General features: G+C 74.6%; 28 protein-coding genes. 10 read left to right on the top strand and 18 right to left on the bottom strand.

Features of this window, described 5'->3' with window-relative positions; genetic code table 11:
- Positions 1-5 precede the first annotated feature (5 nt).
- From ACUJ8O_RS03265 to ACUJ8O_RS03255, 3 genes are read right to left on the bottom strand one after another with little or no spacing between them, the layout of a single operon-like run.
- On the bottom strand, positions 6-2,051 hold the full coding sequence (locus tag ACUJ8O_RS03265; RefSeq protein WP_445373143.1) for a YhgE/Pip family protein: 2,046 nt from the start codon (positions 2,049-2,051) through the stop codon (positions 6-8).
- Positions 2,048-2,464, bottom strand: a complete 417-nt coding sequence (locus ACUJ8O_RS03260) for a YhgE/Pip family protein (RefSeq protein ID WP_445373142.1) — start codon at positions 2,462-2,464, stop codon at positions 2,048-2,050. The genes ACUJ8O_RS03265 and ACUJ8O_RS03260 overlap by 4 nt, the downstream gene beginning before the upstream one ends.
- Positions 2,464-3,249: an ATP-binding cassette domain-containing protein gene (locus tag ACUJ8O_RS03255; protein WP_445373141.1), complete on the bottom strand. Its 786-nt coding sequence runs from the start codon at positions 3,247-3,249 to the stop codon at positions 2,464-2,466. The genes ACUJ8O_RS03260 and ACUJ8O_RS03255 overlap by 1 nt, the downstream gene beginning before the upstream one ends.
- Before the next feature lie 72 nt (positions 3,250-3,321).
- On the opposite strand from ACUJ8O_RS03255, the gene ACUJ8O_RS03250 reads away from it, so the two are divergent.
- Positions 3,322-3,930, top strand: coding sequence for a TetR/AcrR family transcriptional regulator (locus ACUJ8O_RS03250; protein ID WP_095346782.1), 609 nt, complete (start codon positions 3,322-3,324; stop codon positions 3,928-3,930).
- A 21-nt stretch (positions 3,931-3,951) separates the two neighbouring features.
- Here the strand turns inward: ACUJ8O_RS03250 and ACUJ8O_RS03245 are convergent, their stop codons facing one another.
- The gene (locus ACUJ8O_RS03245; protein WP_036337137.1) at positions 3,952-4,719 is read right to left on the bottom strand and encodes a sulfite exporter TauE/SafE family protein; all 768 of its coding nucleotides are present in this window, start codon (positions 4,717-4,719) and stop codon (positions 3,952-3,954) included.
- Positions 4,720-4,792: 73 nt separating this feature from the next.
- Here ACUJ8O_RS03245 and ACUJ8O_RS03240 point away from each other — a divergent pair, with 73 nt between their 5' ends.
- Positions 4,793-6,055, top strand: coding sequence for an NAD(P)/FAD-dependent oxidoreductase (locus ACUJ8O_RS03240; protein WP_063189387.1), 1,263 nt, complete (start codon positions 4,793-4,795; stop codon positions 6,053-6,055).
- A 12-nt stretch (positions 6,056-6,067) separates the two neighbouring features.
- On the top strand, positions 6,068-6,757 hold the full coding sequence (locus tag ACUJ8O_RS03235) for a M23 family metallopeptidase (protein ID WP_020624712.1): 690 nt from the start codon (positions 6,068-6,070) through the stop codon (positions 6,755-6,757).
- Here the strand turns inward: ACUJ8O_RS03235 and ACUJ8O_RS03230 are convergent.
- On the bottom strand, positions 6,747-7,256 hold the full coding sequence (locus ACUJ8O_RS03230) for a GNAT family N-acetyltransferase (protein ID WP_044659331.1): 510 nt from the start codon (positions 7,254-7,256) through the stop codon (positions 6,747-6,749). The two genes, ACUJ8O_RS03235 and ACUJ8O_RS03230, sit on opposite strands and share 11 nt — an antisense overlap.
- A gap of 72 nt (positions 7,257-7,328) precedes the next feature.
- Between ACUJ8O_RS03230 and ACUJ8O_RS03225 the strand changes: the two genes are divergently transcribed.
- Positions 7,329-7,874 (top strand): GNAT family N-acetyltransferase, encoded by a 546-nt coding sequence (locus ACUJ8O_RS03225; protein ID WP_020624710.1) that lies wholly within the window; start codon positions 7,329-7,331, stop codon positions 7,872-7,874.
- A 35-nt stretch (positions 7,875-7,909) separates the two neighbouring features.
- Here ACUJ8O_RS03225 and ACUJ8O_RS03220 read toward each other — a convergent pair whose 3' ends face one another.
- The 4 genes from ACUJ8O_RS03220 to ACUJ8O_RS03205 all read right to left on the bottom strand — a co-directional run bounded on the left by ACUJ8O_RS03220 (position 7,910) and on the right by ACUJ8O_RS03205 (position 11,323).
- Positions 7,910-8,122, bottom strand: a complete 213-nt coding sequence (locus ACUJ8O_RS03220; RefSeq protein WP_010079881.1) for a hypothetical protein — start codon at positions 8,120-8,122, stop codon at positions 7,910-7,912.
- A 135-nt stretch (positions 8,123-8,257) separates the two neighbouring features.
- Entirely contained in the window at positions 8,258-9,373 is a 1,116-nt protein-coding gene (locus ACUJ8O_RS03215; RefSeq protein ID WP_036314529.1) for a type I restriction endonuclease, read from the bottom strand.
- Positions 9,374-9,640: 267 nt separating this feature from the next.
- The gene (locus ACUJ8O_RS03210; protein WP_152743628.1) at positions 9,641-9,985 is read right to left on the bottom strand and encodes a hypothetical protein; all 345 of its coding nucleotides are present in this window, start codon (positions 9,983-9,985) and stop codon (positions 9,641-9,643) included.
- 99 nt (positions 9,986-10,084) lie between these two features.
- On the bottom strand, positions 10,085-11,323 hold the full coding sequence (locus ACUJ8O_RS03205) for a PucR family transcriptional regulator (protein ID WP_036314531.1): 1,239 nt from the start codon (positions 11,321-11,323) through the stop codon (positions 10,085-10,087).
- A gap of 86 nt (positions 11,324-11,409) precedes the next feature.
- Between ACUJ8O_RS03205 and ACUJ8O_RS03200 the strand changes: the two genes are divergently transcribed.
- Both ACUJ8O_RS03200 and ACUJ8O_RS03195 read left to right on the top strand, forming a co-directional pair.
- Positions 11,410-12,462: a ferredoxin reductase gene (locus ACUJ8O_RS03200; protein ID WP_445373140.1), complete on the top strand. Its 1,053-nt coding sequence runs from the start codon at positions 11,410-11,412 to the stop codon at positions 12,460-12,462.
- A gap of 66 nt (positions 12,463-12,528) precedes the next feature.
- The gene (locus tag ACUJ8O_RS03195; RefSeq protein WP_439247408.1) at positions 12,529-13,827 is read left to right on the top strand and encodes a fatty acid desaturase family protein; all 1,299 of its coding nucleotides are present in this window, start codon (positions 12,529-12,531) and stop codon (positions 13,825-13,827) included.
- Between the two features lie 145 nt (positions 13,828-13,972).
- On the opposite strand, the gene ACUJ8O_RS03190 is transcribed toward ACUJ8O_RS03195, so the two are convergent.
- Positions 13,973-14,452 (bottom strand): SRPBCC family protein, encoded by a 480-nt coding sequence (locus tag ACUJ8O_RS03190; protein WP_144825846.1) that lies wholly within the window; start codon positions 14,450-14,452, stop codon positions 13,973-13,975.
- A gap of 71 nt (positions 14,453-14,523) precedes the next feature.
- The gene (locus ACUJ8O_RS03185; RefSeq protein ID WP_020624868.1) at positions 14,524-14,778 is read right to left on the bottom strand and encodes a glutaredoxin family protein; all 255 of its coding nucleotides are present in this window, start codon (positions 14,776-14,778) and stop codon (positions 14,524-14,526) included.
- 35 nt (positions 14,779-14,813) lie between these two features.
- Between ACUJ8O_RS03185 and ACUJ8O_RS03180 the strand changes: the two genes are divergently transcribed.
- A complete protein-coding gene (locus ACUJ8O_RS03180; protein WP_063189381.1) occupies positions 14,814-15,632 on the top strand; it encodes a spermidine synthase in 819 nt (272 codons plus the stop codon).
- Positions 15,633-15,647: 15 nt separating this feature from the next.
- On the opposite strand, the gene ACUJ8O_RS03175 is transcribed toward ACUJ8O_RS03180, so the two are convergent.
- Positions 15,648-16,157 (bottom strand): MarR family winged helix-turn-helix transcriptional regulator, encoded by a 510-nt coding sequence (locus ACUJ8O_RS03175; protein ID WP_063189379.1) that lies wholly within the window; start codon positions 16,155-16,157, stop codon positions 15,648-15,650.
- 24 nt (positions 16,158-16,181) lie between these two features.
- On the opposite strand from ACUJ8O_RS03175, the gene ACUJ8O_RS03170 reads away from it, so the two are divergent.
- Positions 16,182-17,417 carry an MFS transporter gene (locus tag ACUJ8O_RS03170; protein WP_445373139.1) on the top strand — a complete coding sequence of 412 codons (1,236 nt, stop codon included), beginning with the start codon at positions 16,182-16,184 and terminating at the stop codon, positions 17,415-17,417.
- 39 nt (positions 17,418-17,456) lie between these two features.
- Here the strand turns inward: ACUJ8O_RS03170 and ACUJ8O_RS03165 are convergent, their stop codons facing one another.
- The 3 genes from ACUJ8O_RS03165 to ACUJ8O_RS03155 all read right to left on the bottom strand — a co-directional run bounded on the left by ACUJ8O_RS03165 (position 17,457) and on the right by ACUJ8O_RS03155 (position 19,737).
- A complete protein-coding gene (locus ACUJ8O_RS03165) occupies positions 17,457-18,488 on the bottom strand; it encodes a DMT family transporter (RefSeq protein WP_082836637.1) in 1,032 nt (343 codons plus the stop codon).
- A 17-nt stretch (positions 18,489-18,505) separates the two neighbouring features.
- Positions 18,506-19,069 carry a GNAT family N-acetyltransferase gene (locus ACUJ8O_RS03160; RefSeq protein ID WP_036315598.1) on the bottom strand — a complete coding sequence of 188 codons (564 nt, stop codon included), beginning with the start codon at positions 19,067-19,069 and terminating at the stop codon, positions 18,506-18,508.
- A 92-nt stretch (positions 19,070-19,161) separates the two neighbouring features.
- Entirely contained in the window at positions 19,162-19,737 is a 576-nt protein-coding gene (locus ACUJ8O_RS03155; RefSeq protein WP_061867713.1) for a hypothetical protein, read from the bottom strand.
- A 248-nt stretch (positions 19,738-19,985) separates the two neighbouring features.
- Between ACUJ8O_RS03155 and trpB the strand changes: the two genes are divergently transcribed.
- Both trpB and ACUJ8O_RS03145 read left to right on the top strand, forming a co-directional pair.
- The gene (trpB, locus tag ACUJ8O_RS03150; RefSeq protein ID WP_197458574.1) at positions 19,986-21,287 is read left to right on the top strand and encodes a tryptophan synthase subunit beta; all 1,302 of its coding nucleotides are present in this window, start codon (positions 19,986-19,988) and stop codon (positions 21,285-21,287) included.
- Positions 21,288-21,341: 54 nt separating this feature from the next.
- Positions 21,342-22,043: a ZIP family metal transporter gene (locus ACUJ8O_RS03145; RefSeq protein ID WP_036337122.1), complete on the top strand. Its 702-nt coding sequence runs from the start codon at positions 21,342-21,344 to the stop codon at positions 22,041-22,043.
- A 30-nt stretch (positions 22,044-22,073) separates the two neighbouring features.
- Here the strand turns inward: ACUJ8O_RS03145 and ACUJ8O_RS03140 are convergent, their stop codons facing one another.
- From ACUJ8O_RS03140 to ACUJ8O_RS03130, 3 genes are all read right to left on the bottom strand, one after another.
- The gene (locus tag ACUJ8O_RS03140; protein WP_036315591.1) at positions 22,074-22,994 is read right to left on the bottom strand and encodes a glucose 1-dehydrogenase; all 921 of its coding nucleotides are present in this window, start codon (positions 22,992-22,994) and stop codon (positions 22,074-22,076) included.
- A gap of 217 nt (positions 22,995-23,211) precedes the next feature.
- Positions 23,212-24,843, bottom strand: a complete 1,632-nt coding sequence (locus ACUJ8O_RS03135) for an amidohydrolase (RefSeq protein WP_445373138.1) — start codon at positions 24,841-24,843, stop codon at positions 23,212-23,214.
- Between the two features lie 189 nt (positions 24,844-25,032).
- Positions 25,033-26,211, bottom strand: a complete 1,179-nt coding sequence (locus tag ACUJ8O_RS03130) for a cystathionine gamma-lyase (protein WP_445373137.1) — start codon at positions 26,209-26,211, stop codon at positions 25,033-25,035.
- Positions 26,212-26,248 lie beyond the last annotated feature (37 nt).

Below are 26,248 nucleotides of genomic sequence, written 5' to 3'. Positions count from 1 at the left end.
CCCGCTCAGGCCTGCAGCGCGGGGTGCAGGTCCTTCATGCGGAACCGACGCCGGCGCCGCACCACGAGCACGTCCAGGGCGAGCGCCGCCGCCCCGATGCCCATCAGCACGACCACCGGCACCCAGAAGCGCTGGTCCGGACCGCCGGAGATCGCGTTGCGGAACGCCTCGATGGAGTAGCTCATCGGCATGAACGGGTGCAGCGCCTGGAAGAAGCCGGGCAGCACCTCGGCCGGGTAGGTGCCGCCGGTGGAGGCCAGCTGCAGGACCAGCAGGACCAGCAGCAGCGCCGAACCGGGGGTGCCGAGCGCCGTCTGCATCAGGTGCGCGATGAGGGAGAACACCACGGCCACGAGCACCGTCAGGGCCACGGCCCGCACCGGGTGCACGGGGGCCAGGCCCAGCGGCAGCGTCGCGGCGAGCATGAGCAGGCCGCCGCCCACGGCCACGATGCCCACGGGCAGCCACGCGGCCAGCGCGATCGCCACCGGGTTGCGGCGCCCGGCCAGCAGCCGCCCGCTGATGGGCCGCATGATGTTGAACGCGGCGATGCCGAACACCCACAGCGCGATGGAGAAGAACATCGGCGCCATGCCGCGGCCGTAGACCTCCGCGGAGTTGTCCACCTGCATCACGGCCTCCACGGGCCGGGACATCACCAGGGCGGCCTCGTCCCGCTGGTCCTCGGTCAGGGCGGGGACGCGGTCGACGCCGTCGGAGAGCCCGGAGGCGAGCTCGTGGGCGCCGTCGTCGAGGGTGCCGAGGCCGGCGCGCAGCTCCCCGGCGCCGTCCTGGAGCTGGGCCAGGCCGCCGTCGAGCTCGGTCGCGCCGGACTCCAGCTGCCCCGCACCGTCCTGCAGGGTCAGCGCCCCGTCGTGGAGCGCGGCGTTGCCCTCGGCGAGGGTGGTCGCCCCGTCCGTCAGCTCGCCGAGGCCGGACTGCAGCTCCCCGGCGCCGTCCTGGAGCTGGGCCAGGCCGCCGTCGAGCTCGGTCGCGCCGGAGCCCAGCTGCTCGAGGCCGTCCGCGAACTTCCCGGCGCCGTCGGCGAGGGAGTCGGCCCCGTCCTTCGCCTCACCGATCCCGCCCTGCAGCTTCTCCGCGCCCGCGGCCACGGCGTGGGCGCCGTCGTTGAGGTCCGTCAGATCCGCCTTGGCGGAGGCGGCGACGTCGTCCTCGACGAAGCCCTGGACGCGCTCGTTGGCGGCCGCGGAGGTCGCGGCGGCCTCCTCGGCGCGGCCGGCGACGGCGGTCACCCGCTCGTCCGCGCCGGTGAGCGCCTCCTGGAGCGCGGCGTACTGCTCGGACTCGGCGAGCGTCGGGTCCTCTTCGGCGAGCTCGGCCAGGGCGGCCTGCGCGTCGGCGATGCGGGCGCCCGCGCCGTCCTCGGCCGTGCCGGCCACCTCGGCGACCCGCTGGACGTCCTCGTCCACCGCGGCGACGTCGGCGGCCACCGCGTCCTGCCGCTCGATCACCTGGTCCAGGCCGGGGATCACCGTGTCGTAGAGCTGCTGGGTGCCGTCGGCCACCTGCGTGGCGCCGTCGGTGAGCTCGGCCGATCCGGTCTGCAGTTGGGCCAGCCCGTCGGAGAGGTCCGTGGCGCCCTGACGCAGGGCGGGGGCGTTCTCGGCGAGCTGCCCGGCTCCGTCGGCGAGGGCCTGGGATCCCTCGCGCGCCTGGTCGAGCCCGTCGGCCAGGCGGCCGGCCCCGTCCTGCGCGGATGCGGCGCCCTCGGCGAGTCGCTGGGCGCCGTCGTCGGCCTGGGCGGCGCCGTCCGCGAGGTCACCCGCACCCGTGGCGAGCTGGCCCGCGCCCTCGGCCAGCTTGCCCGAGCCGTCGTGGGCCTGGACGATCCCGTCCTCCAGCTGGCTCGCGCCGTCCTCCGCGGAGGCCGTGCCGTCGGCCAGCTGCGCGGCGCCGTCGGCGGCGTCCACCATGCCCGACCGCAGCTCGCCGAGGCTGGAGAAGACGGCCTCGAAGTACGCCTCGATCGCGGACCGGTTCACGGCGGCCTCGACCTTGGCCTGGCTCGCGTTCGTGACGGAGCCGATCACGAAGCCGTTGGCGTCGTCTCGGCGCAGGGTGATCTGCGCCTGCCGCGGTGTCCCGCCGCCCTCGGGGCTGACGAGGTCACGGCTGAGCTCGGCGGGATCTCCAGGACGAGGTAGTACCGGCCCTCCCGCAGCCCCTCCTCGGCCTCCTCGCGCGTGGTCTCGCGCCAGTCGAAGGCGCGGTCGTCCTTGAGGCGTTCGGTCATGTCCGCGCCGGTGCGCAGCGTGGTGTCGCCGCGCTGGACGGGCTCGTCCTCGTTGACGATCGCCACCGGCAGCCGGTCCATGGCCCCGTAGGGGTCCCAGTTCGCGGACAGGTAGAGGGCGCCGTAGATGGCGGGGACGAGGAAGATGAACAGCAGGGCGAGCAGGGGCAGGCCACGGCGGAAGCGTCGCAGCTCGTAGCGGAACAGCATCAGTTCTCCCGGACGGGGGGCAGGGTGAGGACGACGGCGTCGCGCGGCACGGGCGCGGAGGCCACGGCGCTCACCGCGAACGGGTGGCCGTGGTCCTTGAGGACGTCCAGGGCCGCGTGGAGCGCGACCAGCTCATCGATGGTCAGGGTGGCGTCCACGTCGTCGAAGGTGACGAGGCGGGCCGGGCGCAGGCAGGCGACGACGGCGGCCAGCAGCGCGCGATCGGGCGCGGACAGCTCCCGGACGACGGCCTCCGGCGCCACGGTCAGCCTCACCGCGTCCGCGAGGAGGGCGAAGCGCGCGCGGCCGGCGCGGCGGCGCACGCCGTCGGCGAGGCAGCGCTCGTCCACGACCTCGGCCGCGGTCAGCGCCGGCTCGAGCTCCACCAGGTCGGTGGTGTGGGCGACGGCGGTGCAAGCGCGCAGGGCGTACGGGTGGCGCGCGGCGTCGATCGGGGGCCGGTACGCGCGGGCGGCGGGCCGCTCCGGGCCGTCCAGGGCGACGTCCACGGGGCCGCCGGTGAGCACGAGCTCGCCGCGCACGCCCTGCAGGCGCCCCGTGAGGGCGAGCAGCAGGGCCGAGCGGCCCGAGCCCTGGGTTCCGAGCACGGCCAGGTGGGTCTGCGGGGGCAGCACGAGGTCGAGGGGGCCGAACACCGGCCCACGACCGCCGCGCAGGGTCAGACCGCGCGCCACGAGGGTGGCGGGCGGGAGGTCGTCGAGGTGCGCCGGGACGGGGGCGGGCCCGGGGCCATGGTGATCGGCGCCGGTGGGAGTGGAAGACATAGGCCCTCTTTGCCGAGTCGAGGCGGATTCAATACCATCGGTATTCAATACCATCGGCATCGAGAGGGCAACATGGCGACCCGACCCCGCCGCGAGGATGTCCGCGCGGCCATCCTCGACCACGCGGCGCGGGTGTTCGGACGGGAGGGCTACGCGCGCGCCTCCCTCGCCCGCATCGCGGCGGAGGCCGGCTACACCAAGGGCGCCGTCTATTCCGGTTTCGCGGGGAAGCCGGACCTCTTCGCCGCCGCCTGCACCGTCCAGTTCGAGCGGGCGACCACCCGAGCCATGGACGGCGTCGCCGACGCCCTGGACGACCCCGACCTGCCGCGCGAGGACCTGGTGGCCCGCGTGGCGGAGGCCCTGGCCGACGTCGTGCTCGAGACCACGGGCTCCTGGCCCCTGCTCCTCCACGAGTTCCAGGCCGTGGGCCTGCGCGAGCCCGCCGTGGGGAGAGCCTACCGGACGCTCACCGTCCGGCGGCGGGACTTCCTGGCCGGCCTGCTGCGTGAGCACCGCGTGCTGGCCGACGTCCCGGACGAGCAGGTCACGCACACCGCGGCCATGCTCCTGATGCTCGTGCACACGCTGTCGGTCGAGCGGCACCTGGCCCCGGAGGACCTGACGGTGGACGACGTGCGGGACACGCTGGCCGCGGCCGTGCGCTCCCTCCTGCCCTGACGCCTGCGCGCCGGCCCCGCCTCAGCCCAGGGTGCCGGCCACACCGCGCACCAGCGCCACCGTGCCCCCGAGGCCGGCGAGGCAGATCGCGAGGACGCGCGCCTTCGCGGGGTCCACCCGGCGGGCCACCACCGAACCGAGCAGGACACCCAGCGGACCGCCCGCCACCACGGCGACCCACACCGGCCACGGCACGTGCAGCCCCGCGGGCACGGCCGCGCCGAACAGCGACTTGGTGACCAGCGAGGTGAGATTGGCCAGCAGGAACACGGGCTGGAGGGTGGCCGCCCACGAGCGCTGGTCCCACCGGCTCGCCACCGCGTAGACCGCGAGCGCCGGCCCGGCGATGCCCGCGGTGGTGTTCATGAACCCGGCCACGGCGCCGGAGGCGAACACGGCCCCGTTCCCCTGGGCAGTGAAGCGCTGCTGCAGGCCCAGGACGGCGGCCACGGCCACCAGCACGGAGGACCCCAGGAGGATCTCGAGGGCGTGGGCGTCCAGGACCCGCACGGCCCACGCCCCCGCGAACGAGCCGGCCACGAGCAGGGGTGCGAGGCGGACGAAGCGCGGCCAGTCCACGTGCCTGTGGAGCACCGCGAACAGCAGCACCGCGGACACCGAGGCGGCCACGTTGGACAGCGTCACCCCCGCCACCGGGCCCAGGAGCAGGGACAGCGTGGGTGCGGCGATCATGCCGACGCCCATGCCGCTCACCCGCTGGAGCGTGCCGCCCACGGTGATCGCGGCCAGCGCGACGACGGCCGGCAGCCACACCAGGGAGGGGTCCATGCGGGCAGTATGCCGGAGCCGGGGTGTCCGTCGGCCCTGGCTTCCGCCCGTGACGGGTGCGCATGCTGGCCGCATGGCCCAGCACAGCTCCACCCCGTTCCCGCTCGTGATCGTGGGCAGCGGCCCCGCCGGCGTCAGCGCCGCCCGCGCCTACGTCGACGCCGGGGGACCCGGCCCCGTCCTCATGCTCACCTCGGACGTGGACCACCCCTACGAGCGCCCGCCGCTGTCCAAGGAGGTGCTGCGCGGCATGGCGGCCCCCGAGGGCACGCCGATCGCCGGGGAGGAGCTGCCGGACGGCGTCGAGCTGCGCCGCGGCACCACCGTCACCGGCGCGGACCTCGCCGCGCGGACGCTGCGGGTCGGCGAGGAGCCGGTCCGCTTCGAGCGCCTGATCCTCGCCCTCGGCGCGCACCCGAAGCCCCTGCCCGTCGCGGACGACGACGCCGAGGTGCACCTGCTGCGCTCTCTCGACCACGCCCGCCGCCTGGTGGCCTCCGCCGGGCACGCGCGCTCCGCCGTCGTGATCGGCTCGGGGTTCATCGGCTGCGAGGCGGCCGCCTCCCTGGCCCTGCGCGGGGTGGCCACCACGCTGGTCACCCCGGACGAGGTGCCGCAGCAGAAGCGGCTCGGCCGCGAGGCGGGCGATCGGATCGCGCAGTGGCTGATCGGCGCCGGCGTCGAGCTGCGCACCGGCGTGCGGGTGGGGCAGGTGCGCGCCCCGCGCACCGTCCACCTCGACGACGGCGCCACGCTCGCCCCGGACCTGATCCTCGCCGCGGTGGGGGTCGAGCCGGGGGGCGGGTGGCTCGAGGACTCCGAGCTGACCGTGCACGAGGGGCGGATCGTGGCGGACGAGCACCTGGCGGCGGCGCCGGGCGTGTGGGTGGCCGGGGACGTGGCCCGCGCCCACCACGCCGTGGCCGGCCGGCCGATCCCCGTGGAGCACTGGGGCGACGCCCTCGGCATGGGCGAGGTCGCCGGGCACAACGCGGCCCGCACCGAGGTCGGCGTGCCGGGCGGCGCCGGCCAGGCCTCCGTGCTGGCCCACGCGGCGACGGCGGACCCGGAGTCCCTGCGGCGGTGGGAGGCCGTGCCCGGGTTCTGGAGCACCATCGGCGAGCACACGCTCAAGCACGCCGCGTGGGGCGACGGCCACGAGCAGGCCCGCATGGTGGAGCGCACCGGCGGGTTCACTCTCTGGTACACGGACGCGCAGGACCGCGTGGTGGGCGTGCTGACCTACAACGCGGACGAGGACTACGAGCGCGGGCGGGAGCTGGTGGCGGGCCGGGATGCCGTGGGCGAAGGCCGGGGCCGTCCCGACCCTGCATGACAGACTGAGGGGATGACCACCCCGACCCCCGGCGCCGGCTCCCCGGGCAGCGGTGTGGCCGGGGGCGTGCTGGCCGCAGTGGGGGCGCTGGCCCTGATCGCGACCGTCCTGGCGCTGGTCCTCGCGTTCGGTCCGGCCGGCCGGGACGACGCCGGCGCGGGCGCCGAGCGGCGGCGCTGGAACGGCGGCTTCACCCCCGCCCCGCCCACGGTGAACACGCAGGGGTACGCCGAGCCCGTGCAGGGCCGCGTGACCTCCCGCTTCGGGCCCCGCCCCAACCCGTTCGGCGAGGGCGTGGTGCCCTCGGGGGTGTCCGAGGAGGCCCTGACCCGCCACGACGGCGTGGACCTCGGCGGGGTGCCGGAGGGCACGCCCTTCCACTCGGTGTCCGACGGCCGAGTCCTATTCGTGGAGGCCGGCGGGGACGCGGGCGGCAACCTGCTCGCCGTGGACGCCGGGGACGGCCACGTGTGGCGCTACCTGCACGCCGCCCCGGACTCCACCGTGGTGGACGCGGGCCAGCGCGTCTCCGCCGGGGACCACCTGGCCGGCGTCGGGCAGACCGGCGCCGCCACCGGCGTGCACCTGCACCTGGAGCTGCGCGTGGACGGCGAGCCGGTGGACCCGGAGGCCTACCTGGCCGAGCGGGGCGTGGAGCTCGGCGGCTCCTACCCGGAGCGGCGCCGCGGCCTCAGCCGGTGACCGGGCCGCCGCCGTCGTCCACGGACCCGGCCCAGCGGACCTCCCCGTCCACGACCTCGTCCGTCGGCGCCAGGCCGATCGCCTGGGCGACCCGCTGGGAGGCCGTGTGCTCGGGGTGGACATCCGCCACGAGGCGCCGCACCCCCCGGTCCCGCAGCTCGCCCTTGAGGAGGCCGGCGGCCTCCTTCGCCAGCCCGCGGCCCTGCCACGGCGTGCCGATCAGCCAGGCGATCTGCGTGGGTCCCCCGTCCACGGGGATGGTGGCCTGGACGTAGCCGACCGGCCGGCCCTCCGGCTCCAGCACCACGATCCAGTTGGCCCAGTCCTCCGCGCCGTCCTCGGAGCGACCGCGCGCGAGGATCGCGTACCGCTGCCGCAGCTCCTCCTCGCCCGGCGGCGTCCCGCCGGTGTACGTGTACAGGTCCGGGTCGGCGAGGACCGCGGCCATGGCCTCGGCGTCATCCACCCGCAACGGGCGCAGGGAGAGGGAATGCGGCATGGGCACAGTCGACCAGCCCGGCCCCGCGCAGACAAGAGGCGGGGCGCATCCGCCCGCCGCTAGCCTGGGCGCATGCCGCCCGCCCCCACCGCCCGTCTGCGCTTCCGCGAGATGGCCGACGCCGACCTCGACCACCTGGCCGGCCTCCTCGCCGATCCCGTGGTGATGCGCTTCTACCCCGCCCCGCGCACGCGCGCGGAGGCGGCGGCGTGGATCGCGGGCAACCGGCGCCGGTACGCGCAGGACGGGCACGGGCTGTGGATCATCGAGACCCACGACGACGGCGGGCCCGGCTTCGTGGGCGACTGCGGCCTGACGTGGCAGGAGGTCAACGGGGAGCCTCGCCTGGAGGTCGGCTACCACGTGCGGGCCGACCTGTGGGGGCGCGGCTACGCCACCGAAGCGGCCGCCGCCTGCCGGGACCACGCCCGGGACGTGCTGGGGCACCACGAGCTCGTGGCGATCATCCACCCGGAGAACACGGCCTCGCGCCGGGTGGCCGAGCGGATCGGGATGACCGTGGTGGGCGAGGACCGCACCGGCGCGCCCGAGGCCCGCGCGGCTCTGGGGCTCGAGGCGCGCACCGTGCTGGGGATGAGGCTCCGGCCGGGCGCGTGAGGCGCGGCCCGGCCGGACGTCTCAGCCCCGGTCGCTCACTTGGCGTGGCGGGCGAGCAGCTCGCGGGCGGCGTCCAGGCCGCCGGCCTCGACGTCGTAGGAGCCGGTGGACGCGTGGTGGGCCTCGACCGCGTCCGTGATCCGGTAGTGGTCCGGGTTGCCGGGCGGGTCGGAGGTCTCCAGCACGTGGATCAGGTAGGTCTCGCCGGCGGCCAGGGCCTGGCGGTCGTCGCGCTCGTGATGGGTCATGACGTCCTCTCGGGTCGGCGCCCGGCGGGTCTGTCCCACCGGGGCGTGCGCACCAGGGTGGCGCATCGACGGCGGCGGGGCACAGTCCTGCCCGCCCGCGGGCCGGATCCGGTCAGTAGGCGGGTCAGAGTCCGCTCAGGCCCCGACGTAGGAGCTGACGACGCTCCGCAGTGCCTCGGCGGATTCGTAGATGTCCTCCAAGTTCTCGAGGTCGGCCCGCGTCCTGTTCTTGTCCGCATCGAACAGCACCAGATATTTCACCTTCCCGTCGAAGTGAAGGCGCGCGATCGGCTTCCGATTGTTGTCGTCCAGGATGACGCTGCAGTACGAGGCTGCGTCGCGCATGTAGACGCGGTTCATCGGCACGATTCCGGCGAGAATCGCCTTGATGATGCGGAAACCCTCGATCTCCTCTTCGGTCGTCACCACGCCCGGCTTGAGCTGGCCCTCCTGACCGTTCTCCTCGTCGGACAGGACCGTCTGATCGCCGGTGGCCACGGGCTCAGCGGGAGCCGCCAGTACCGGAGCGACCTGGTCGCCCAGGGCAGTCTTCAGCCGCGCGTTGACGCGATCGTTGATGTACTGGCGCGCAGCCTCCTCGGTGAGCCGGGTGAAGGTCTCCACCGCCTTGGCGTTCATGTACCCGGAGTACACGCGCTTGGCGAGGACCTTCACCAACTCATCGCTCGGCGCAGCCATCTCGGCAGAAATCTCGCGCTTGATGGCCGATACGTACTTCAGCTCCTCGGCTGCGGCGATGACCGAGTCGAGATCGAAGGATCCCTTCGCCAGCTGCTCGAGCTTCGGCACGGTGACCGGGTCGATGTCCAGAAGATCGAGGACGAGGAACGGACGCTCGTCGAGGATGTTGGCCTTGTCGAGGTCCGTGTAGAAGTTCCACACCCGCCCGTTGGTGAGCACGCCGATCCGCGCTTCACTGGTGTGGAAGTAGCGCACCAGCTGGCTCGCGTGCGCCAGGGACAGCTCCGAGCCGACCTTCTTGGCCTCCACGAGGATGTTGACCTTCCCCTCCCGCATGATGGCGTAGTCGATCTTCTCCCCCTTCTTCAGGCCCAGATCTGCGACGAACTCCGGGACGACCTCCTGGGGATCGAACACGTCGTAGCCCAACACCTGCGAGATGAATGGCATGACGAGCGCGTTCTTCGTCGCCTCTTCCGTGTCCAGGGAGCTTGCGTAGTCGCGGGCTCGCCGAGCCACTTGCGCAAGCTTGTCCTCGAATTCAGTCATGCCGTTTCACCCATCCGTGAGTAGGAGCCGGACAGCCGGGAATCCGGCAGCCTCGCACGTCAGCGCCCGAAGGCCCGCCGCAGCTGTGTCGAAATATAACCCAGCTCACAAACACGCTACGGGGACCCTCGCAGGCGCTCCGTGGCCGGACCGCGGGATCGCCCGGAACGCGAGGCGGCCACGACGCGTCGCCTCTCACAGGAAGGAGACGGGGCGTCGTGGCCGCGTTCCGCGGGGGGCCGCCCTGTCAGGCGACGCCCGGCCGGCTCAGCGGTTGCCGGGGTGCTGCGGGTCGGCCGGGATGCCGCGGCTCAGGGGCTCCACGGGCGGGCCGCTCGTCTCCGGGGTCACGGGCGAGCCGGTGCGGGAGCCGCCGACCTCCGGGGTGTCCGGCACCTGATCGCCGGAGGGCTGGGCGCCGGAGCGCAGCGCCTCGAGCCGCGTCTCGAGGACCTGCACCACGGGCAGGCGGTCGCCGCGGGCGCGCTCGTAGGCGAGCAGCTGCTCCACCTGCGACTCGTCGAGGCCGGTGATCCGGGTCGGCAGCGTGCCGTTGGGGATGTGGTCGTAGTCCGGCAGGGGGAGCTCGTCGCGGTTCGGGGCGTTCGTCATGGCACTGTCCCTCTTCTCTCGTCGGGGTCCCTCGTCGGGATGCGTGGTCCACCCACGCTAGTGAAGGCCCCCGTCAGACGGCACCCCCTGCCGCCCCGCTCACCCGACCCCGTCCCGCCGCGCCCGCAGCACGATCTCCAGGTCGAACCGCGCGTCGGGGTCCTCGAGGGCCTCCCCGAACAGCTCGCGCAGCCGGCCCACCCGGTACCCCACGGTCTGGGGGTGCACGCCGAGCTCCGCGGCGATCGGCGCCCGCTGGCCCCAGTGCGTGAGCCAGGCGAGCAGGGTCTCCTCCAGCACCGCCCGCTTCGCCTCGCTCACCTCGTCCAGGGGCGCCAGCACGCGTTCGGCCAGCTGCGTCACGACGCGCGGCTCGGCCCCCAGCACCACGCGCGCCAGGTGGTCCGCGGCGAGGATCGGGGACGGGGCGCCGTCGTCGTCCTCCCCCTGCGCGGGCTCCGCCGTCCGGCCCGCCGCCTCCTGGACGGCCAGCGTGCGGGCCACCCGGTAGGAGTGGGGCACGAGCGGCCAGTCCACGGCCGGCCCGACGACGGCGGCCGTCCCCGCCAGCAGGCGCAGCATGCGCTCGCGGCGGCCCTGGGAGGGCGTCGCGTCGATCACGGCGACCACCTCCGAGTCCCGCTCCACCACGAGCCCGGCCCGGCCCAGCCTCTCCCGGACGGCGACGCCGGCGTCCGCGGGCAGCACCACCACCGCCAGCCGGCGCGGCAGCCGCCAGTCCGCGAGCGCGGCCAGCCGTTGCACCTCCTTCTCCTCGGTCCCGCCCCGGACCAGGGCGGTGGCGAGGGCGGCGCGGTGCAGCTCGAGCACGCCCGCCTGGGCGGACTGCGCCTCCGCGTACGCCTGGGCGCTGACCGAGGAGAGCTCGTCGATGTAGGCCCAGATGGACTCGCCGAGGTCGATCACCACGGACATGCCCATGCCGAGGTGGGCGCATTCGGCGGACAGGTCCCGGAACACGATCCGTGCGGAGGCCCGGTAAGCGCCGAGCAGGGCGTCCATCGTGCGGCCCTCCCGGAACTCCCCCGCGCCCAGGTAGGCCATGAGCGCCCGCGTCTCGGGGCTGAGCGCGGGACGGGCGGTGCCTGGCAGGCTCATCAGCTGCTCGAGCGCCGCGGTCACCCCGCGCGTCAGGTTCTCGCCGTAGCGGCCGTCCCGGGCGCTCACGTACGCCGGGATCTGCTCCGGCACCGTCTCGATGATGCGCTGCATGATGGCCGGGATCGCGGGGGCCAGCCGGCCGGGGAGGTCCGAAGGCAGGGACAGCCACGGCGGGTGCCAGTCGGTGCCGCGCGTCGGGGCGGGGGTTGAGGCCATGATCTTGTCTCCTCACGATGAATCCTGCGGGTCGATCGTACGTCCGACATGAAGAATCATGGCGCGCTGCGCCATAGCGTGGGGGCATGCCCGGCCCCTTCCTGCTCACCCGCCTGGTCACGACGCTCCTGCACCCGCTCACACCGCAGGACGTCCTCGGCCTGTTCGACCCCGTGCACTCCTCCCGCCAGCTGCGCGGGGTGGTCACCTCCGTCGCCCGCGCGACGCCCGGCGCCGTCACCATCGCGTTCCGTCCCGGACCGGGTTGGCGGGCCCACGACGCCGGCCAGTGGGCACGCATCGGCGTCGACGTGGACGGGGTGCGGCAGTGGCGCTCCTACTCGCTCTCCGCCCCCGCGGGCGCGGACCCGGAGATCACGGTGTCCGACATCGGCCTCGTCTCCGGCACGCTCGTGCGCCACACGAAGCCCGGCGACGTCCTCTTCCTCGACATCCCCGAGGGCGACTTCACCCTGCCGGACGAGCCGCGCCCGCTGCTCATGCTCACCGCCGGCTCAGGCCTGACCCCGGTGATGTCCATGATCCGCACGCTCGTGCCGACGCGCCGGGATGCCGACGTGGTGCTCATCCACTCCTCCCGCACCCCCGAGGACGCCCTGTTCCGCGAGGAGCTGGCCGAGCTGGCCGACCAGTTCCCGGGCCTGCGCGTGGTGCACCACCACACCGCGGAGGCCGGACGCCTCGACCTCTCCTCCCCCGCACAGCTCGAGGGCCTCTGCCCGGACTGGCGCGAGCGCGCCGCATACGCGTGCGGGCCGGCCGGGTTCCTCGACGACGCCGAGGCCCTGTGGCGGCGCGAGGCGGCCACGGACCTCACCATCGAGCGGTTCCAGGCCGACTTCGCCCCGGGCGTGGCGGGGGCCGGCGGCCGCGTGGTGTTCGAGCACGCCGACCTCGAGGTGGACGCCCCCGGCGACGTGCCGCTGCTCGTGGTGGCCGAGGACGCCGGCATCGCCGCGCCCTCCGGCTGCCGCATGGGCATCTGCCACGCATGCCTCACGCCGCTGCGCTCGGGCCAGGTCACGGACCTGCGGACCGGGCAGGTGCACGGCGAGCCCGGCGAACTGATCCAGACCTGCGTGAGCGCCGCCGTCGGCCCGCTGAGCCTCGACCTCTGAACCTGACACCCGGCCGCGACCCGGGCCTCCCGACCATCCCCCGCCTCCCGCCCCCAGGAGCACCGCATGACCCAGACACCCACCACCCCCAGCCGCACCGGCGCCACCGCCCCGGACGATCTGGCCCTGGCCATCCCCGGCACCACCGTGCGCGGCCGCGCCGCCCGGGTCCTGCCGCAGGACCGCCCCGACACCACGAGCTGGGCTCCGCACACCCCCGAGTCCCGTGCCGCCACGTCCCGCCCCACCACCGCGACCGCGACGCCGGGACTGCCGGGCGTCGTCGGGAGCCCGGCGGTGCGCCCGCCCGGCGCCGCCCACCTGACGGACGCGCAGGTGGCCGAGCTGGGCCGCGAGCTGGACGCGATCCGCGACGACGTGCTCGCCCGCCGCGGCGCCTCCGATGCGGCCTACATCCGCCGCGTCATCCGCTGGCAGCGCCGGCTCGAGCTCGGCGGCCGCGCCCTCCTGCTCAACGCACGCCACCCCGCCGCGTTCGTGGCGGGAACAGCCATGCTCACGGTCGCGAAGATCGTGGAGAACATGGAGATCGGGCACAACGTGCTCCACGGCCAGTGGGACTGGATGCGCGACCCGGACATCCACTCCACCACGTGGGAGTGGGACTTCGTGACGCCGTCGCGGGCCTGGCAGAACACCCACAACGACCTGCACCACCGCTGGACCAACGTGGTGGGCAAGGACCGCGACGTGGGCTACAACGTCCTGCGCATGGACGAGTCCGAGCCGTGGCGGCCCCGCCACCTGCTCAACCCCGTGATCAATGCGGGGCTGGCGCCGATCTTCGAGTGGGGCATCGCGCTCTACGACCTCGAGCTGGACCGGGTGCGCACCGGCGAGAAGTCCCGCGAGGAGCTGATGACGGATCTGCGCTCCGTGGGCGTCAAGGCCGCACGGCAGTTCGCGAAGGACTACGTGGCCACGCCGGCGGTCGCCGAGGTGCTGACGGGCTCGGGCAAGGCTGCGCTCGTGGGCACGCTGCTGGCCAACGGCCTGCGCAACATCTGGGCGCACGCGGTCATCTTCTGCGGGCACTTCCCGGAGGGTGCGGAGACGTTCTCCGAGGAGATGGTGGACGGCGAGACCCGCGGCGACTGGTACGTGCGGCAGATGATCGGCTCCGCGAACATCTCCGGCTCGAAGCTGATGCACTTCATGACCGGCAACCTCTCCCACCAGGTGGAGCACCACCTGTTCCCGGACCTGCCGTCCAGCCGGTACGCCGAGGTGGCGCCCAAGGTCCGCGAGATCTGCGCCCGCTACGGCCTGCCGTACACGACCGGCCCGCTGCTGCGGCAGGTGGGCTCCGCGTGGAAGAAGGTGTTCCGGCTGGCGCTGCCGTGAAGCGGCGCGCGACGTGGCAGACCACGCCGGCACCGCCCCGCGCCCGGGCCAGATCTTCTGCGGATCTGACCCCTCTGGCCGCCGATTCGGCCGTCAGAAGGGCCAGAACCGCAACGGATTCCCCTCGGCCGGGTGAGCGGCCGGCTCAGCCCTGACGCTCGGCGAGGTCCGCGAGCCGGTCGATCGACGCGCGGAGCTGCTCTTCTCCGGTCCGCAGCGCCTTCTGGATGCGCTTCGGGTCGGTCAGGGCGGTCCAGTCGTAGGTGTGGGTGACGCGGCAGCCGCCCTCGTCGTCGCCGTCGACCTCCCACCGCCAGAGCTGACCGAACGGCTCCCCGCCGACCTCGGAGGGCTTCCAGGCGATACGGCGGCCCTCCTCGAACTCGACCACGTGGTTCGCGCGGTCCACGCCCTTCTGCAGGGTCATGACGAACACGTCCCCGACGGCGGTCACCCGCTGCCCGGGGGCGGCCTCGGCCAGGTTGTCGTTGCCGTCCCACTCGGGCTGGCGGGCCGGGTCCGCGATCAGCTCGAAGACGACGCCGGCCGGCGCGTCGACGTGACGGGTCGCGGACACGACGCGGTCCTCGGGGGCGGGCAGGGCGGTCTCGTCGATGTGCTCCATGGGGAGAGCGTAGACCCCGGTGCGCGCCCACCGAGAGCGCCGGCGGGGCTCGCGCCGGGGGCGGCCCGACCTCAGATCAGGCCCAGCGCGGTGAGCTTGGCCGCGGTCTCCTCGTTGGTCGGCTCCACCTGGTGGTCGCCGTCGGGGAACACGACCACGGGGATGTTCTTCCGGCCGGAGATCCGCTCGGCGGCATCGGCCTGGGCCGGGTCGGCGACGAGGTCCACATAGTCGTAGGCGACGCCGAGCTCATCGAGCTGGCGCTTGGTGCGCAGGCAGTCTCGGCACCAGTCGGCGCCGTAGACGGTGAGGACGTTCTGACTCATCCGTCCAGCGTACTGAGGGGTGGGATGCTGGGGGCATGCCCGCCCAGCCCTCCCCCTCCGGCCGCACCGTCCACCTGTCCACGTCGGGCGTGGACGCCCGCATCGCCCCCGACGAGTTCGGCGGGTTCGTCCTGGAGATCGGCGGGGCCGTCCAGTCCCACGTGGACCTGGCCGACCCCGCTCGCATCCGCTACGAGTACCTGCGCCGCATGGCCCACGTGCTCGACGGCGTCGCCCCGGCGGGTGCGCCGGTGCGGGTCCTGCACCTCGGCGCGGGCGCGCTGACCCTGCCGCGCTACCTCCAGGCGACCCGGCCCGGCTCGGAGCAGACGGTGGTCGACCTGGACCGGGAGCTCGTGTCCTTCGTGCTCGCCGAGCTGCCCCTGCCGGCGGGCACGGACCTCGTCTCCGTGGTCGCGGACGCGCGCCTGGCCGCCGTCGACCTCGCGCTGGACGGGGAGCGGTTCGACGCCGTCGTGCTGGACATCGGCACCGGCGAGGAGGGCACCGAGCACCTGCGCGGCGCCGTGTTCTACGGGGAGCTGCTCGAGCTGCTGACGGCGGGCGGGGTGCTGCTGGTGAACATCGGCGACGACGCCGGCCTGCGCTTCCTGGGCGCCGAGCTGGGCGCCCTCGAGGAGGCGGCCGCCGAGGCCGGGGTGCCCGGCCCGTGGACGCTCGCGGACCAGGGGATGCTGGAGCGCCTGGACTGGGGCAACGTCGTGCTGGCCGCGGGGGCGCCGCTGGGAGAGGCCGGCTGCACGGAGCGCCTCGCCGCGGCGGGGCCGCATCCGGCGGCCGTGCTGGACCCGGCGGAGTCGGCCGCGCTGGCCGACCGCATCCGTCGCGCCTGAGGGCGGGCGCGGTGCTCAGAGCCGGGGGTCCTCCGCACCGGGGCCCGTCTGCGGTCGGGGCCACGGGTGGCCCCGGCGCTCCTCCGCCCCCTCGTTGAAACGCCGCAGGAGCCTGCTGAACTCGACGACGTCCTCGGCGGGCCAGGAGGAGACGATCTGCGCCACGTTGTCCGCGCGGGAGCTCAGCTCCGCGGCGAGGCGGGCGCGTCCCTCCTCCGTGGGACGGTGCAGCCGGGCGGAGCCGCCGTCGGGGTCCGCCACCCGCTCGACGAGGCCGGCCTTCATGGCGGCGGCCACCTGCCGGTGGACGGTGGAGACGTCGAGGTCGAAGGCCTCGGCCAGCTCGGCGATGCTCATGGCCCCGCCCGCCTCCAGGCGGGCGAGCAGCACGGTGGCGCTGCGCTCCAGCGCGCTCGACCGGCCGTAGGGGGCCACCCCCTGCGTGGCCACCCGCAGCAGGAGCATGTGCTCGTACATGATCCCTTCGACCGGGTCGACCCACGCCCCCTCAGATGATTGCATCATGCAAACGATGCTACCTTTTGCATCATGCAAATCGCCGAGCAGGAACGCATCGCCTCCCCCACCTTCGTCCTCGCCTGGGTGGTCTCCTTCCTCCAGTTCCTCGCGTTCTACGCCCTCGTCACCACCATGGCCGTGTACGCGGTCCGGCAGTTCGCCGCCTCGGACGCCGGGGCGGGGCTGGCCTCGAGCGCCTTCGTCATCGGCGCCACCGTCAGCCGCGTGGTCACCGGCCACGTGGTGGACCGCTTCGGCAAGCGCCGCGTCCTGGTGGTGGCCCTGGTCGCCGTCGCGCTGTCCTGCACGCTCTACCTCGTCGCCTCCTCACTGCCGGCCCTGGTGGCGGTGCGCATGCTCCACGGCGCCAGCTACGCCTTCGCCAGCACCGCCGTCATGGCCCTGGCCCAGGCGGCCATCCCCGACGGGCGACGCGCGGAGGCCACCGGCCACCTCGCGCTGGGCACCACCCTGGCCACCGCGATCGGCCCCGCCCTGGGGCTCTTCCTCGCCGGCTCCATCGGCTACGTGTGGCTGTTCCGGGCGACTCTGGGGATCACGGTGGTCAGCTTCGTGCTGGGCCTGCTGGTGCGCGAGGCGCCCGCCGCGGCGGGCGTCGACGGCGAGCGCGCCGCCGGCGAGGTCCCCCTGGAGCACCCCGCCCCCGCGGTGGGCTTCCGCCTGCGCTCCGTGCTGCACCCGGCGGTGCTGCCGATCAGTGGCTTCATGCTGCTGGTGGGCCTGAGCTACGCCGGGATCCTCACCTACCTGAACGCCTACTCGGTGGAGCGCGGGCTCACGGCCGGCGCCGGCCTCTTCTTCCTGGCCTACGCCGCGGCGATGCTCGTCATGCGCCTCACCCTGGGCACCCTGCAGGACCGCCGGGGGGACGACGCCGTCGTCTACCCCGCACTCCTCTGCTTCACGGCCGCGCTCCTGGTGCTGGCCTTCGCCACGCGCGACTGGCAGGTGGTGCTGGCCGGGGCGCTGAGCGGCCTCGGCTACGGCACGCTCATGCCCGCGGCCCAGGCGATCGCCGTGAACGCGGTGCCCTCCCACCAGCTCGGCGCCGGCATCTCCACCCTCATGCTGTTCGCGGACGTGGGGCTGGGCCTGGGCCCCGTGCTCCTCGGCGGACTCGTGGCCTCCGCCGGCTACGGCGCCATGTACGCGGCCCTGGCGGGTGTGCTGGTGATCGCCGCCGGGTACTACTTCGTGATGCACGGTCGCCGGCACGGGCGGCGGGGGACCGTGGCCCGCGCCTGAGTCCCGCGCGGTGACCGCGGGCTGTCGCCGCGGGCGGCGCTACCGGCGCCGCGCCGGCCAGGACGCAAGCGTGACGGCGGCGAGGGCGCCCAGGGTGCCCAGCACCGTCGTCGTGGTGACCGTGGATCCGTCGGTGGGGGCCACCAGGTCCACCATGAGGGAGCCCAGGAGGTTGCCCGAGACCAGGCCGAGGGTGGCGGCGAAGACGCCCAGGCGCGGGACGACCATGGCGCCCACCCCGATGAATACGCACCCCAGCGGGCCGCCGAGGTAGAGCCGCCAGTCGTGCGGCAGCGCGGGCATGCCGTGGCCGGAGGCCAGGACGATCCCGCCCCACACGATCCCGAGGAAGAGGACGCCGGCGGTGAAGTTGACCAGGGTCGCCGGGATGGCGGTGCCGTAGGCCGTGGTCTGACGGGCGTTGAACACCTGCTGTCCGGCGGTGGCCAGGCCGGCCAGCAGGGGCAGCAGGGCCAGCAGCGCCCAGCCGGGCCCGCCGCCGGCCTCGCCGAGCTTGGGCCACACCACGAGGGCGACCGCGGCCAGGGCGAGCGCCGCCCCCGTGAGGCGCCGCGGCGTCAGGCGCTGCACCCCGGCGGGGCTGAGCCCGAGCCGGTCCACGACCATCCCGCCGACCACCTGCCCGGTGACCACGGCGACCGTGAACACGGCCACGCCGAGGGGGCCGATCGTCGCGGACTGGGTGAGCACCAGGAGTCCGCCGATCACGCCCGCCACCGCGTACCACGGGCGCACGGACCCCGCGGCGAGGGCCGGGCGGATGCGGGCCAGGCCCCGGCGGCCCCGCGGCGTCAGCACGCTCACGAGCACCATGACGACCAGGCCCGCCGCGAAGGAGCACAGCGCGGCGAGGACGGGGTCGCCCGTCAGGTGGGCGAGGCGGGAGTTGATGCGGCCCTGCAGCGGCATCACGGAGCCGGCGGCCACCGCGAGCGCGAACAGCAGGGCGGTCGCCCGCGGGGAGGGGGCGTCCGGGCGGGCGGCGACGGCGGCCGGTCGGGAGCGGGAGGGTCCGCGCTCGGCGGACGGGGCAGAGGCTTCGGGTGGCATCCCCCCGTTGTACACCCCTAGGCCGCCAGGCGCGCCTCGAGCCCGGCGCGCACCGCGGGCCATTCCTCGCGCACCACGCTGAAGTAGTCGACGTCGGCGATCGTCCCGTCTGCCGCCGGACGGAAGCGGCGCAGAGTGCCCTCGAACGTCGCCCCCAGGCGGGCGATGGCGGCGTGTGAACGGGCGTTGCGGTGGTCGCAGCGCAGGGCCACCCGCTCCAGTGCCCATTCCTCGAACGCGTGCCCGAACAGCAGCAGCTTGCAGCCGGGGTTCACGGAGGTGCCCCACACCCGACGCGCGTAGACCGTGTGCCCCACCTCCACCCGCAGCCCGGGCACCAGGTCATAGAGGCTCGTGCGCCCCACCAGCTCCCCGCCCTGCTCGACGGCGAAGGCGAAGGTGCCCTCCCGCTCGATCAGCTCGGCGAGGTGCGCGGACATGGCCGCGCCGTCCACCGGCAGGGGCGCGCTGTTCCCCGCCCACATAGCCGCGTCGACGAGCTCGCGCAGGGCGGGGCCGTCGTCGGGGGCAAGGGGGCGCAGGGTGAGGTCCCCGCGGGTGAGGACGATCTCGTGCTTCATGCACCCATCCTGTCAGCGGACTCGGGGTGATCTCCCGGCGCGACGAGACCGAGCGCCACGGACGAGGGCGTCGCCTCCGGCGCCCGGCCGGCTCAGAGCGTGGCGGAACGGCGGGCGGAGGCCCTCATGGCCGCGACCCGCTGCGCCACGGGGGCCGCCAGGGCGCCCGGCTGCAGGGCCGGGGCGAGATCGGCGGCCACCTCTCGGGCGACCCCCTCGAGGGCGGAGGCGTCCTGGGCGACCCAGGCGCGCAGCGTCAGGTGCTCCCGCATCCACGCCGTGAGCGTCTCCTCGGACTCCGGAGTCAGGGCGAAACCCTCCCCCGCCGCACCCGGGCTGGTGCGCTCCACGTCCAGGGCGAGCACGTCCCTGAGCAGCGCGGCCAGGCCCTGGCGCAGCGGGGAGGCGCCGGTGCGGCCGGACTGGAAGGCGACGCGGACGTCGCGGTCGCGCAGGCCGTGCGGCGCCGCCGTCACGGCGAGCAGGCCGGTGTGCTGCGCGGGCAGGCCGAGGGCGGCACGGGCCGCGTCGTCGGCGACGACGGCGACCACACCCGGCAGGCTTGGGGCCTCGGCGAGGAACGTCTCGTAGGACACACCGGGCATCGCGGCCAGCACAGCGGCGGCCTCGGCGGTCAGGGACTGGGTGTCGACGGTGGTGACGGTCATGGATCCAGGGTGAATCGCGATTCACTGAGATGGGGAGCCGCGTCCACATTATGAGATTTGTAGCCACATGGTGAGACTCACGCCTGCCCCGACGTGCAGTACGCTGGCCCCATGCAGATGCACGCGCAGCAGTGGTGGACCGCCTGAGGGCGGCCCCGGTCATGCGCATCTGACACGACGAGCCGCTCGCCTGCCGGGCGGCTCCGTCATGAGCGGCTCCGGCGGGCCCCATCCCAGGAGGACCCCCGATGACCCACCGCAACCCCGAGGACAACGCCCTGAGAGGCGCCCCCGAGCCCCGCACCCTCGCCGAGGCCTGCGACCTCGTCACCACCCCGGACCTGGACGTCTCCGCGGACGGCATGTTCGGCCAGTATGGCGGCGCCCACCTGCCCCCGCAGCTGGCCGGCCCCATGGCCGAGGTCGCCCGCGCGTACGCCGAGGCGCGCCAGGACCCCGAGTTCTACGCCGAATACCGACGCCTGCTGCGCGACGCCGTCGGGCGCCCCTCCCCCCTGACCCCGCTGGACCGCCTCTCCGACGAGCTCGGCGGCGCACGGATCGTGCTCAAGCGCGAGGACCTGAACCACACGGGCGCCCACAAGATCAACCACACGATCGGCGAGGCGCTGCTCGCCAAGCGCATGGGCAAGCGCAGCCTGATCGCGGAGACCGGCGCCGGCCAGCACGGCGTGGCCCTGGCGACGGCGGCCGCGATGGTCGGCCTCGACTGCGAGATCCACATGGGTGCGATCGACGTGGCCAAGCAGCACCCCAACGTGGTGCGCATGCGCCTGCTCGGCACGAAGGTGGTCTCGGTGGAGCGCGAGGGCCGCTCCCTGAAGGAGGCCGTGGACTCGGCGTTCGAGGTGTACGCGGCGGACCCGGAGAAGTACCTGTTCGCGATCGGCTCCGTGGTGGGACCGCACCCGTTCCCCACGATGATCCGCGACTTCCAGTCCGTGGTCGGCCGCGAGGCCCGCGCCCAGTTCCAGGAGCGGTTCGGGGCGCTGCCGAGCGCCGTCGTCGCCGCGGTGGGCGGCGGCTCCAACGCGATCGGCGCGTTCACCGCGTTCCTCGACGACGCCGACGTCGCGCTCGTGGGCGTCGAGCCCGGCGGCCGCTCCGCGACCAAGGGCGAGCACGCGATGACCATGACCCAGGGCCGCGACGGCGTCCTCCACGGCATGGCCACCCTCGTCCTCGCCGACGACGACGGCACCCCGGATCCCGTGCACTCGATCGCCTCGGGCCTGGACTACCCGGGCGTCGGTCCACAGCACGCCCACTTCGCGAGCGTCGGCCGCGTCCGGTACGTGGCCGAGGACGACGCGGCCGTGCTCGACGCGTTCCAGCGGCTCACGCGGCTCGAGGGCGTCATCCCCGCGCTCGAGTCCGCGCACGCCGTGGCGCACGCGATCCGCCTCGCCCCGCAGATGGGCCGGGACGCGCGGATCCTGGTCAACCTCTCCGGCCGCGGAGACAAGGACGTGGACTACGTGGCCGAGAAGCTCGGGCTCACGGGCGAGGCGGACGAGGTCGTGCGGTGAGCTGAGGCGGCGGCCCGGCGTCGCCCCCGGTCAGCGCGTAGCCTGGCTGCCGTGATGACCCTGATGTGGGGCGCGGTCGCCGCGTCCTCCCTGCTCGTGGGCGCCGTCCTGGCGACCCTGCGCCGCTGGCACATGGGCACGATCGGACTCGTGCTCGCCTTCGGCGCCGGCGCCCTGATCGCGTCCGTGTCCTTCGAGCTCGCGGAGGCGGGCGTGCAGGCGGCCGGACCTGCCGCCGTCGGCATCGGGTTGACGCTCGGCGCGGCCGCCTACTTCCTCGGCGACCGTGCGGTGGAGCGCTCCGCCGCGAGGTCCGGGGGCTCGTCCTCGGGTGCGGCGCTGACCGTGGGCGCGCTGCTGGACGGCATCCCGGAACAGCTCGTGCTGGGCATCGGGCTGGTCGCGGGCGAGGGCGTGTCCCTCGCGCTGCTCGTGGCGATCTTCATGTCCAACCTGCCCGAGTCCATCGCCGCCACGGCCGACTCCCTCGACGGCGGCAAGACGCGCCGCCACCTGCTGATCCAGTGGTCGCTCGTGGCGGTGGTCTGCGCCCTGGCGACGTGGGGCGGCGGGCTGATCGCCGACGTCGCCTCCCCTGCCCTGACCGGCGGCATCCAGGGCTTCGCGGCCGGCGCCCTGCTGGTCATGCTGATCGACACGATGATCCCCGAGGCCCGAGAGAAGGGCGGGGAGAAGGCCGGGCTGCTCACCGTGGTCGGCTTCGCGCTCGGCGCGTTCCTGTCCCTGGTGGTGTGACCGCCCAGGGACAGGAACGCCCGGCTCCGGTCACGGGGTGGGCATGCCGCCGGTCACCGGGATGGTCGCGCCCACCACATAGGAGGACTCCGGCGAGGCCAGGAACACGTACGCCGGGGCGAGCTCGGTGGGCTGCCCGGCGCGGCCCAGCGGAGTGGACTGGCCGAACTCCGGCAGGGCCTCCGGCTTCTGGCCGCCGGAGGGCTGCAGCGGGGTCCAGATCGGACCGGGCGCCACGGCGTTCACGCGGATGCCCTTCGGGGCCAGCTGCTGGCCCAGGGCCTTCGTGAAGGTGTTGATGGCGGCCTTGGTGGAGGCGTAGTCCACGAGCTGCGGCGGGGCCATGTAGGTCACCACGGACGTGGTGTTGATGATCGTGGAACCCGGCTTCAGGTGCGGCAGGGCGGCCTTGACCAGGCGGAACTGGGCCAGGATGTTGACGTCGAAGGTGGCCTCGAGCTGCTCGTCGTCGATGTCCTCGATCGAGTCCTGCGCCACCTGCTTGCCGGCGTTGTTCACCAGCACGTCCAGCCCGCCGAGCTTCTCGACCGCCTGGGCCACGAGGTCGGCGCAGAACGTCTTGTCGCGGAGGTCGCCGGGGATCCCGGCGGCGGTGCGCCCCTCCGCCTGCAGGACCTCGAGGACGTGCTGGGCGTCCTTCTCCTCCTCGGGCAGGTAGGTGATCACGACGTCGGCGCCCTCGCGCGCGAACGCGATCGCGGTGGCCGCGCCGATGCCGGAGTCGCCGCCGGTGATGAGCGCCTTGCGGCCCTCGAGACGGCCGGTGCCGCGGTAGGACTTCTCACCCAGGTCGGCCTTCGGCGTCATCTCCGCGTCCAGGCCGGTGCCGGGCAACGACTGCTCCGGCGGGCTGATCACGGGGTAGCGCTTCGTGGGGTCCTGCAGGGTGAGCTGGTCGGTGGTGGTGGTGTTCGCGTCGTCGTGCGCCACGGGGTGCTCCTCATGGTCTCGGGGCGGCGCGCGGTCTGCGCGCCGTTCTCCGAGCGTAGGGAGCAGCCCCCCGGCAGAGCCACGGCTGACCGCCGGGTCACCGGACGTGCCCCACCCGCTCCCCTGGATGACGAGCCCTGCGATATGGCCCCTAAACGCGTGGTTTAGGGGCCATATCGCAGGGCTCGTCGCGAGGTGCCGGGGCCGGGGCCGGGCGTCACAGCCCGCCGTGCACGAACTCCCCGCCCACGGCGGTGGCGACGACGTCGATCGCCGCGATCTGGTCGCTCGGCACCGCGTGCGGGTCCTCGCTGAGCACCGTGAAGTCCGCGAGCTGGCCCGCGACGAGCCGTCCCTTGCGGCCGCCCCAGCCGGTCGCCTCCGCGGAGCCGACCGTGTAGGCGTGCAGGGCCTCGGCCACCGTGAGCCGCTCCGCGTCCGGGCCGTACTGCTCGCCGGTCTCGGTGCGGCGCAGCACGAAGTCCTGGATGACCTCCAGCGGGCGGCCGCCGGCCACGGGACGGTCCGAGCTGCCGGGCAGCACCAGGCCCGCGCGCAGCAGCCGCCCGGCCGGGTACGAGAGCGCGGCCCGCTCCGGCCCGATCCGCTCCCGCACCGACCCGCCGAACGCGCTGATGAAGTTCGGCTGGGTGGCCATCACGACCTCCAGCTCGGCCATGCGGGCCACCTGATCGTCGCGGACCACCCCGCCGTGCTCCACGCGGTGCGGCATCACGGGCCGCCCGAACCGGCCCCGCGCCTCGGCGATCACGTCGAGGGCGAAGTCCAGGGCGGCGTCGCCGATCGCGTGCAGGGCCAGCGCCCAGCCGGCGGCCGCCGCACCGAGGCACGCTCGGCGCATCTCCCCCGCGTCCTGCTGTAGGTAGCCGCGGCCGTGGCCGTGGCCGCAGTAGTCCTCGGTCATCGCGGCGGTCTGTCCGAGCATCGACCCGTCCGTGAACACCTTCGCCGGCCCGATCTGCAGCCACTCGTCGCCCACGCCCGTGCGCACGCCGGCGTCGAGGGTGAGGTGCGTGCCGTCGTCGGGATGGCCGTCCACCGGGTGCAGCGCGTCCAGGGTGACCATCGTCTGGAAGCGGGTGCGCAGCAGCCCCGCGTCCCGGGCGCGCTGATACGCGCCGAACTCGAGCGGGCTGTGCCCGATCCACCCGCCGGCCACCCCCGCATCCGTCACCGAGGTGATGCCCTCGGCCGCGTACTCCTGCGAGGCCCGCGCCAGGCACGCGCCGATGTGCTCGTGGGACTCCGGCTGCAGCAGCCGGGTCACCAGGCTCATGGCGGTCTCCTCCAACAGGCCGGTGGGCCGGCCGGCGGCATCCGTGAGGATCCGCCCGCCCTCGGGCTGCTGCAGCACCTGCTCCCCCACACCGGCCAGGACCAGCACCGCCCCGGACACCGTGACGGCGTGGCCCGTGTTGTGGCGGATGAGCACCGGGCGCCCGGAGGCGGCGGCGTCGAGGTCGTCCCGGTCCGGCTGGGGGCCGGTGAGGTGGCCGGGGTCGAAGCCGGTGCACGTCACCCAGGCGCCGGGGTCGAGCTCGGCGGCGCGGGCGCGGACCCGGCGGTGGACCTCCTCCGCGGTGCGCGCGCCCTCGAGGTCCACGTCCAGCCGGGACTGGCCGAACCAGACGCTGTGCGCGTGGGCGTCGTTGAACCCGGCGAGGACGGTGCGCCCCCGCGCGTCGAGACGTTCGCGCGTCGCGAGGCCGTCCATCTCCTCGTCCACCCCGACGACGACGCCCCGCCACACCCCCAGCCGCGAGGCCGACGGGCGGGCGGGGTCGCCGGTGATGAGGCGGGCGTTCTCCACGATCAGGTCGAGCTGCATGGGGCGGGGCCTCCTGGGACGGGGCGGGCGGGCGAGGCGCGGGTGGGCGGCCTCGTCCGCGAGCGTAGCCGGGACGCGGGTCAGGGTGAGGTCTCGGCGGCGCTCACTTTCAGGGCCGAATACGACTCTCCCGGGCCCCAGAGCCCCCGGGAGAGTCGTATTCGGCCCACAAAGTGCGGAGGGCGCGGGTCAGGCGGTCCGCCCGCCGCCCGCGGCGGTCATCGCGCGTTCCAGGTCGGCCAGCAGCTCGGCGGTGGGCTCCACGCCCACGGACAGACGCACGAAACCGTCCGGGACGTCGTCGCCCCAGCGGGCGCGGCGCTCGGCCGCCGTGTGCGTGCCGCCGAAGCTGGTCTGCGGCACCACGTACTGCGCCGCGGCGATGAACCGCTCGGCCGCCGCCGCGTCCGCGAACCGCAGCCCGACGAGGCCGCCCGCCGCCGTCATCTGACGCGCCACGACCTCCGCGTCCGGGTGGTCCGCCAGCCCCGGGTAGACCACGGCGCGCACCGCCGGGTGGCCCGCGGCCAGCTCCGCGACCGCCTGCGCCGAGGCGCACATCCGGGCGAAGCGGACCTCGAGGGTCTCGAGACCGCGGTGGATGAGCCAGGCCTCGTGGGTGCCCAGGATCCCGCCGGCCAGGGTCCGCCAGCCGCGCACCCGCGCCATCACCTGCGGGTCCCGGCTGGCCACGTGCCCGCCGAGGGCGTCCGTGTGCCCGTTGACGGCCTTCGTGTCCGAGGCCACGACCACGTCCGCCCCCAGCTCCAGCGGGCGCTGCCCCAGGGGGGTCAGCAGCGTGTTGTCCACCACCACGAGGGCCCCCGCGCCGTCCCGGCGGCCGTTCGCGTGGGCGCGGGCGGCGACGTCCGCCAGGTCCGCCACGCGCAGCCCCGGGTTGGAGGGGGTCTCCACGAGCACCAGGTCGTAGCCGCTCAGGTCCGCATGGGCGAGCCCCTGGGTGGCGACCAGGTCCACGTGCACGCCTCGGGGCGTGAGGTGCTCGGCGGCGAGGGCGCGGGTGGGCCCGTAGCCGTCCGCGGGCAGGAGGGCGCGGTCCCCCGGGTGCAGCAGGGGCAGCAGGACGGCGGCGATCGCGGCCATGCCGGAGGGGACCACGGCGACGTCGGCGTCCTCCAGCGCGCCCAGGGCGGCCTCGAGCGCGGACCAGGTGGGCGTGGCCCAGCGCGCGTACTGGAAAGGCACGTCCGCGCCGGGGGCGGTGGGGGCGCCGTCCGGGTCCGCGCCGGGCAGGTGGAACGCGCTCGCGTGGACCAGCGGCGGGGAGATGGACTCCCCCGGGGCCATCCCGTGGGCGCGGTGGTGCAGGACGGTGCCGAAGGCGGGCGGCGGCGGGGCGGCGGACATGGCCCCGAGCGTAGTCCCGACCCCGGACGCGGCAGCG

Source organism: Micrococcus sp. EWR3.9.1, assembly GCF_052615555.1.
The sequence above is the reverse complement of the archived record's forward strand: the minus strand, read 5'-3'. Positions and strand labels throughout refer to the sequence as shown.

Coding starts and splice junctions, on each gene's coding strand:
- ACUJ8O_RS03260 (WP_445373142.1), bottom strand. CDS start 2,464: ATGCTGTTCCGCTACGAGCTGCGACGCTTCCGCCGTGGCCTGCCCCTG.
- ACUJ8O_RS03255 (WP_445373141.1), bottom strand. CDS start 3,249: ATGTCTTCCACTCCCACCGGCGCCGATCACCATGGCCCCGGGCCCGCC.
- ACUJ8O_RS03250 (WP_095346782.1), top strand. CDS start 3,322: ATGGCGACCCGACCCCGCCGCGAGGATGTCCGCGCGGCCATCCTCGAC.
- ACUJ8O_RS03245 (WP_036337137.1), bottom strand. CDS start 4,719: ATGGACCCCTCCCTGGTGTGGCTGCCGGCCGTCGTCGCGCTGGCCGCG.
- ACUJ8O_RS03240 (WP_063189387.1), top strand. CDS start 4,793: ATGGCCCAGCACAGCTCCACCCCGTTCCCGCTCGTGATCGTGGGCAGC.
- ACUJ8O_RS03235 (WP_020624712.1), top strand. CDS start 6,068: ATGACCACCCCGACCCCCGGCGCCGGCTCCCCGGGCAGCGGTGTGGCC.
- ACUJ8O_RS03230 (WP_044659331.1), bottom strand. CDS start 7,256: ATGCCGCATTCCCTCTCCCTGCGCCCGTTGCGGGTGGATGACGCCGAG.
- ACUJ8O_RS03225 (WP_020624710.1), top strand. CDS start 7,329: ATGCCGCCCGCCCCCACCGCCCGTCTGCGCTTCCGCGAGATGGCCGAC.
- ACUJ8O_RS03220 (WP_010079881.1), bottom strand. CDS start 8,122: ATGACCCATCACGAGCGCGACGACCGCCAGGCCCTGGCCGCCGGCGAG.
- ACUJ8O_RS03215 (WP_036314529.1), bottom strand. CDS start 9,373: ATGACTGAATTCGAGGACAAGCTTGCGCAAGTGGCTCGGCGAGCCCGC.
- ACUJ8O_RS03210 (WP_152743628.1), bottom strand. CDS start 9,985: ATGACGAACGCCCCGAACCGCGACGAGCTCCCCCTGCCGGACTACGAC.
- ACUJ8O_RS03205 (WP_036314531.1), bottom strand. CDS start 11,323: ATGGCCTCAACCCCCGCCCCGACGCGCGGCACCGACTGGCACCCGCCG.
- ACUJ8O_RS03200 (WP_445373140.1), top strand. CDS start 11,410: ATGCCCGGCCCCTTCCTGCTCACCCGCCTGGTCACGACGCTCCTGCAC.
- ACUJ8O_RS03195 (WP_439247408.1), top strand. CDS start 12,529: ATGACCCAGACACCCACCACCCCCAGCCGCACCGGCGCCACCGCCCCG.
- ACUJ8O_RS03190 (WP_144825846.1), bottom strand. CDS start 14,452: ATGGAGCACATCGACGAGACCGCCCTGCCCGCCCCCGAGGACCGCGTC.
- ACUJ8O_RS03185 (WP_020624868.1), bottom strand. CDS start 14,778: ATGAGTCAGAACGTCCTCACCGTCTACGGCGCCGACTGGTGCCGAGAC.
- ACUJ8O_RS03180 (WP_063189381.1), top strand. CDS start 14,814: ATGCCCGCCCAGCCCTCCCCCTCCGGCCGCACCGTCCACCTGTCCACG.
- ACUJ8O_RS03175 (WP_063189379.1), bottom strand. CDS start 16,157: ATGATGCAATCATCTGAGGGGGCGTGGGTCGACCCGGTCGAAGGGATC.
- ACUJ8O_RS03170 (WP_445373139.1), top strand. CDS start 16,182: ATGCAAATCGCCGAGCAGGAACGCATCGCCTCCCCCACCTTCGTCCTC.
- ACUJ8O_RS03165 (WP_082836637.1), bottom strand. CDS start 18,488: ATGCCACCCGAAGCCTCTGCCCCGTCCGCCGAGCGCGGACCCTCCCGC.
- ACUJ8O_RS03160 (WP_036315598.1), bottom strand. CDS start 19,069: ATGAAGCACGAGATCGTCCTCACCCGCGGGGACCTCACCCTGCGCCCC.
- ACUJ8O_RS03155 (WP_061867713.1), bottom strand. CDS start 19,737: ATGACCGTCACCACCGTCGACACCCAGTCCCTGACCGCCGAGGCCGCC.
- trpB (WP_197458574.1), top strand. CDS start 19,986: ATGACCCACCGCAACCCCGAGGACAACGCCCTGAGAGGCGCCCCCGAG.
- ACUJ8O_RS03145 (WP_036337122.1), top strand. CDS start 21,342: ATGACCCTGATGTGGGGCGCGGTCGCCGCGTCCTCCCTGCTCGTGGGC.
- ACUJ8O_RS03135 (WP_445373138.1), bottom strand. CDS start 24,843: ATGCAGCTCGACCTGATCGTGGAGAACGCCCGCCTCATCACCGGCGAC.
- ACUJ8O_RS03130 (WP_445373137.1), bottom strand. CDS start 26,211: ATGTCCGCCGCCCCGCCGCCGCCCGCCTTCGGCACCGTCCTGCACCAC.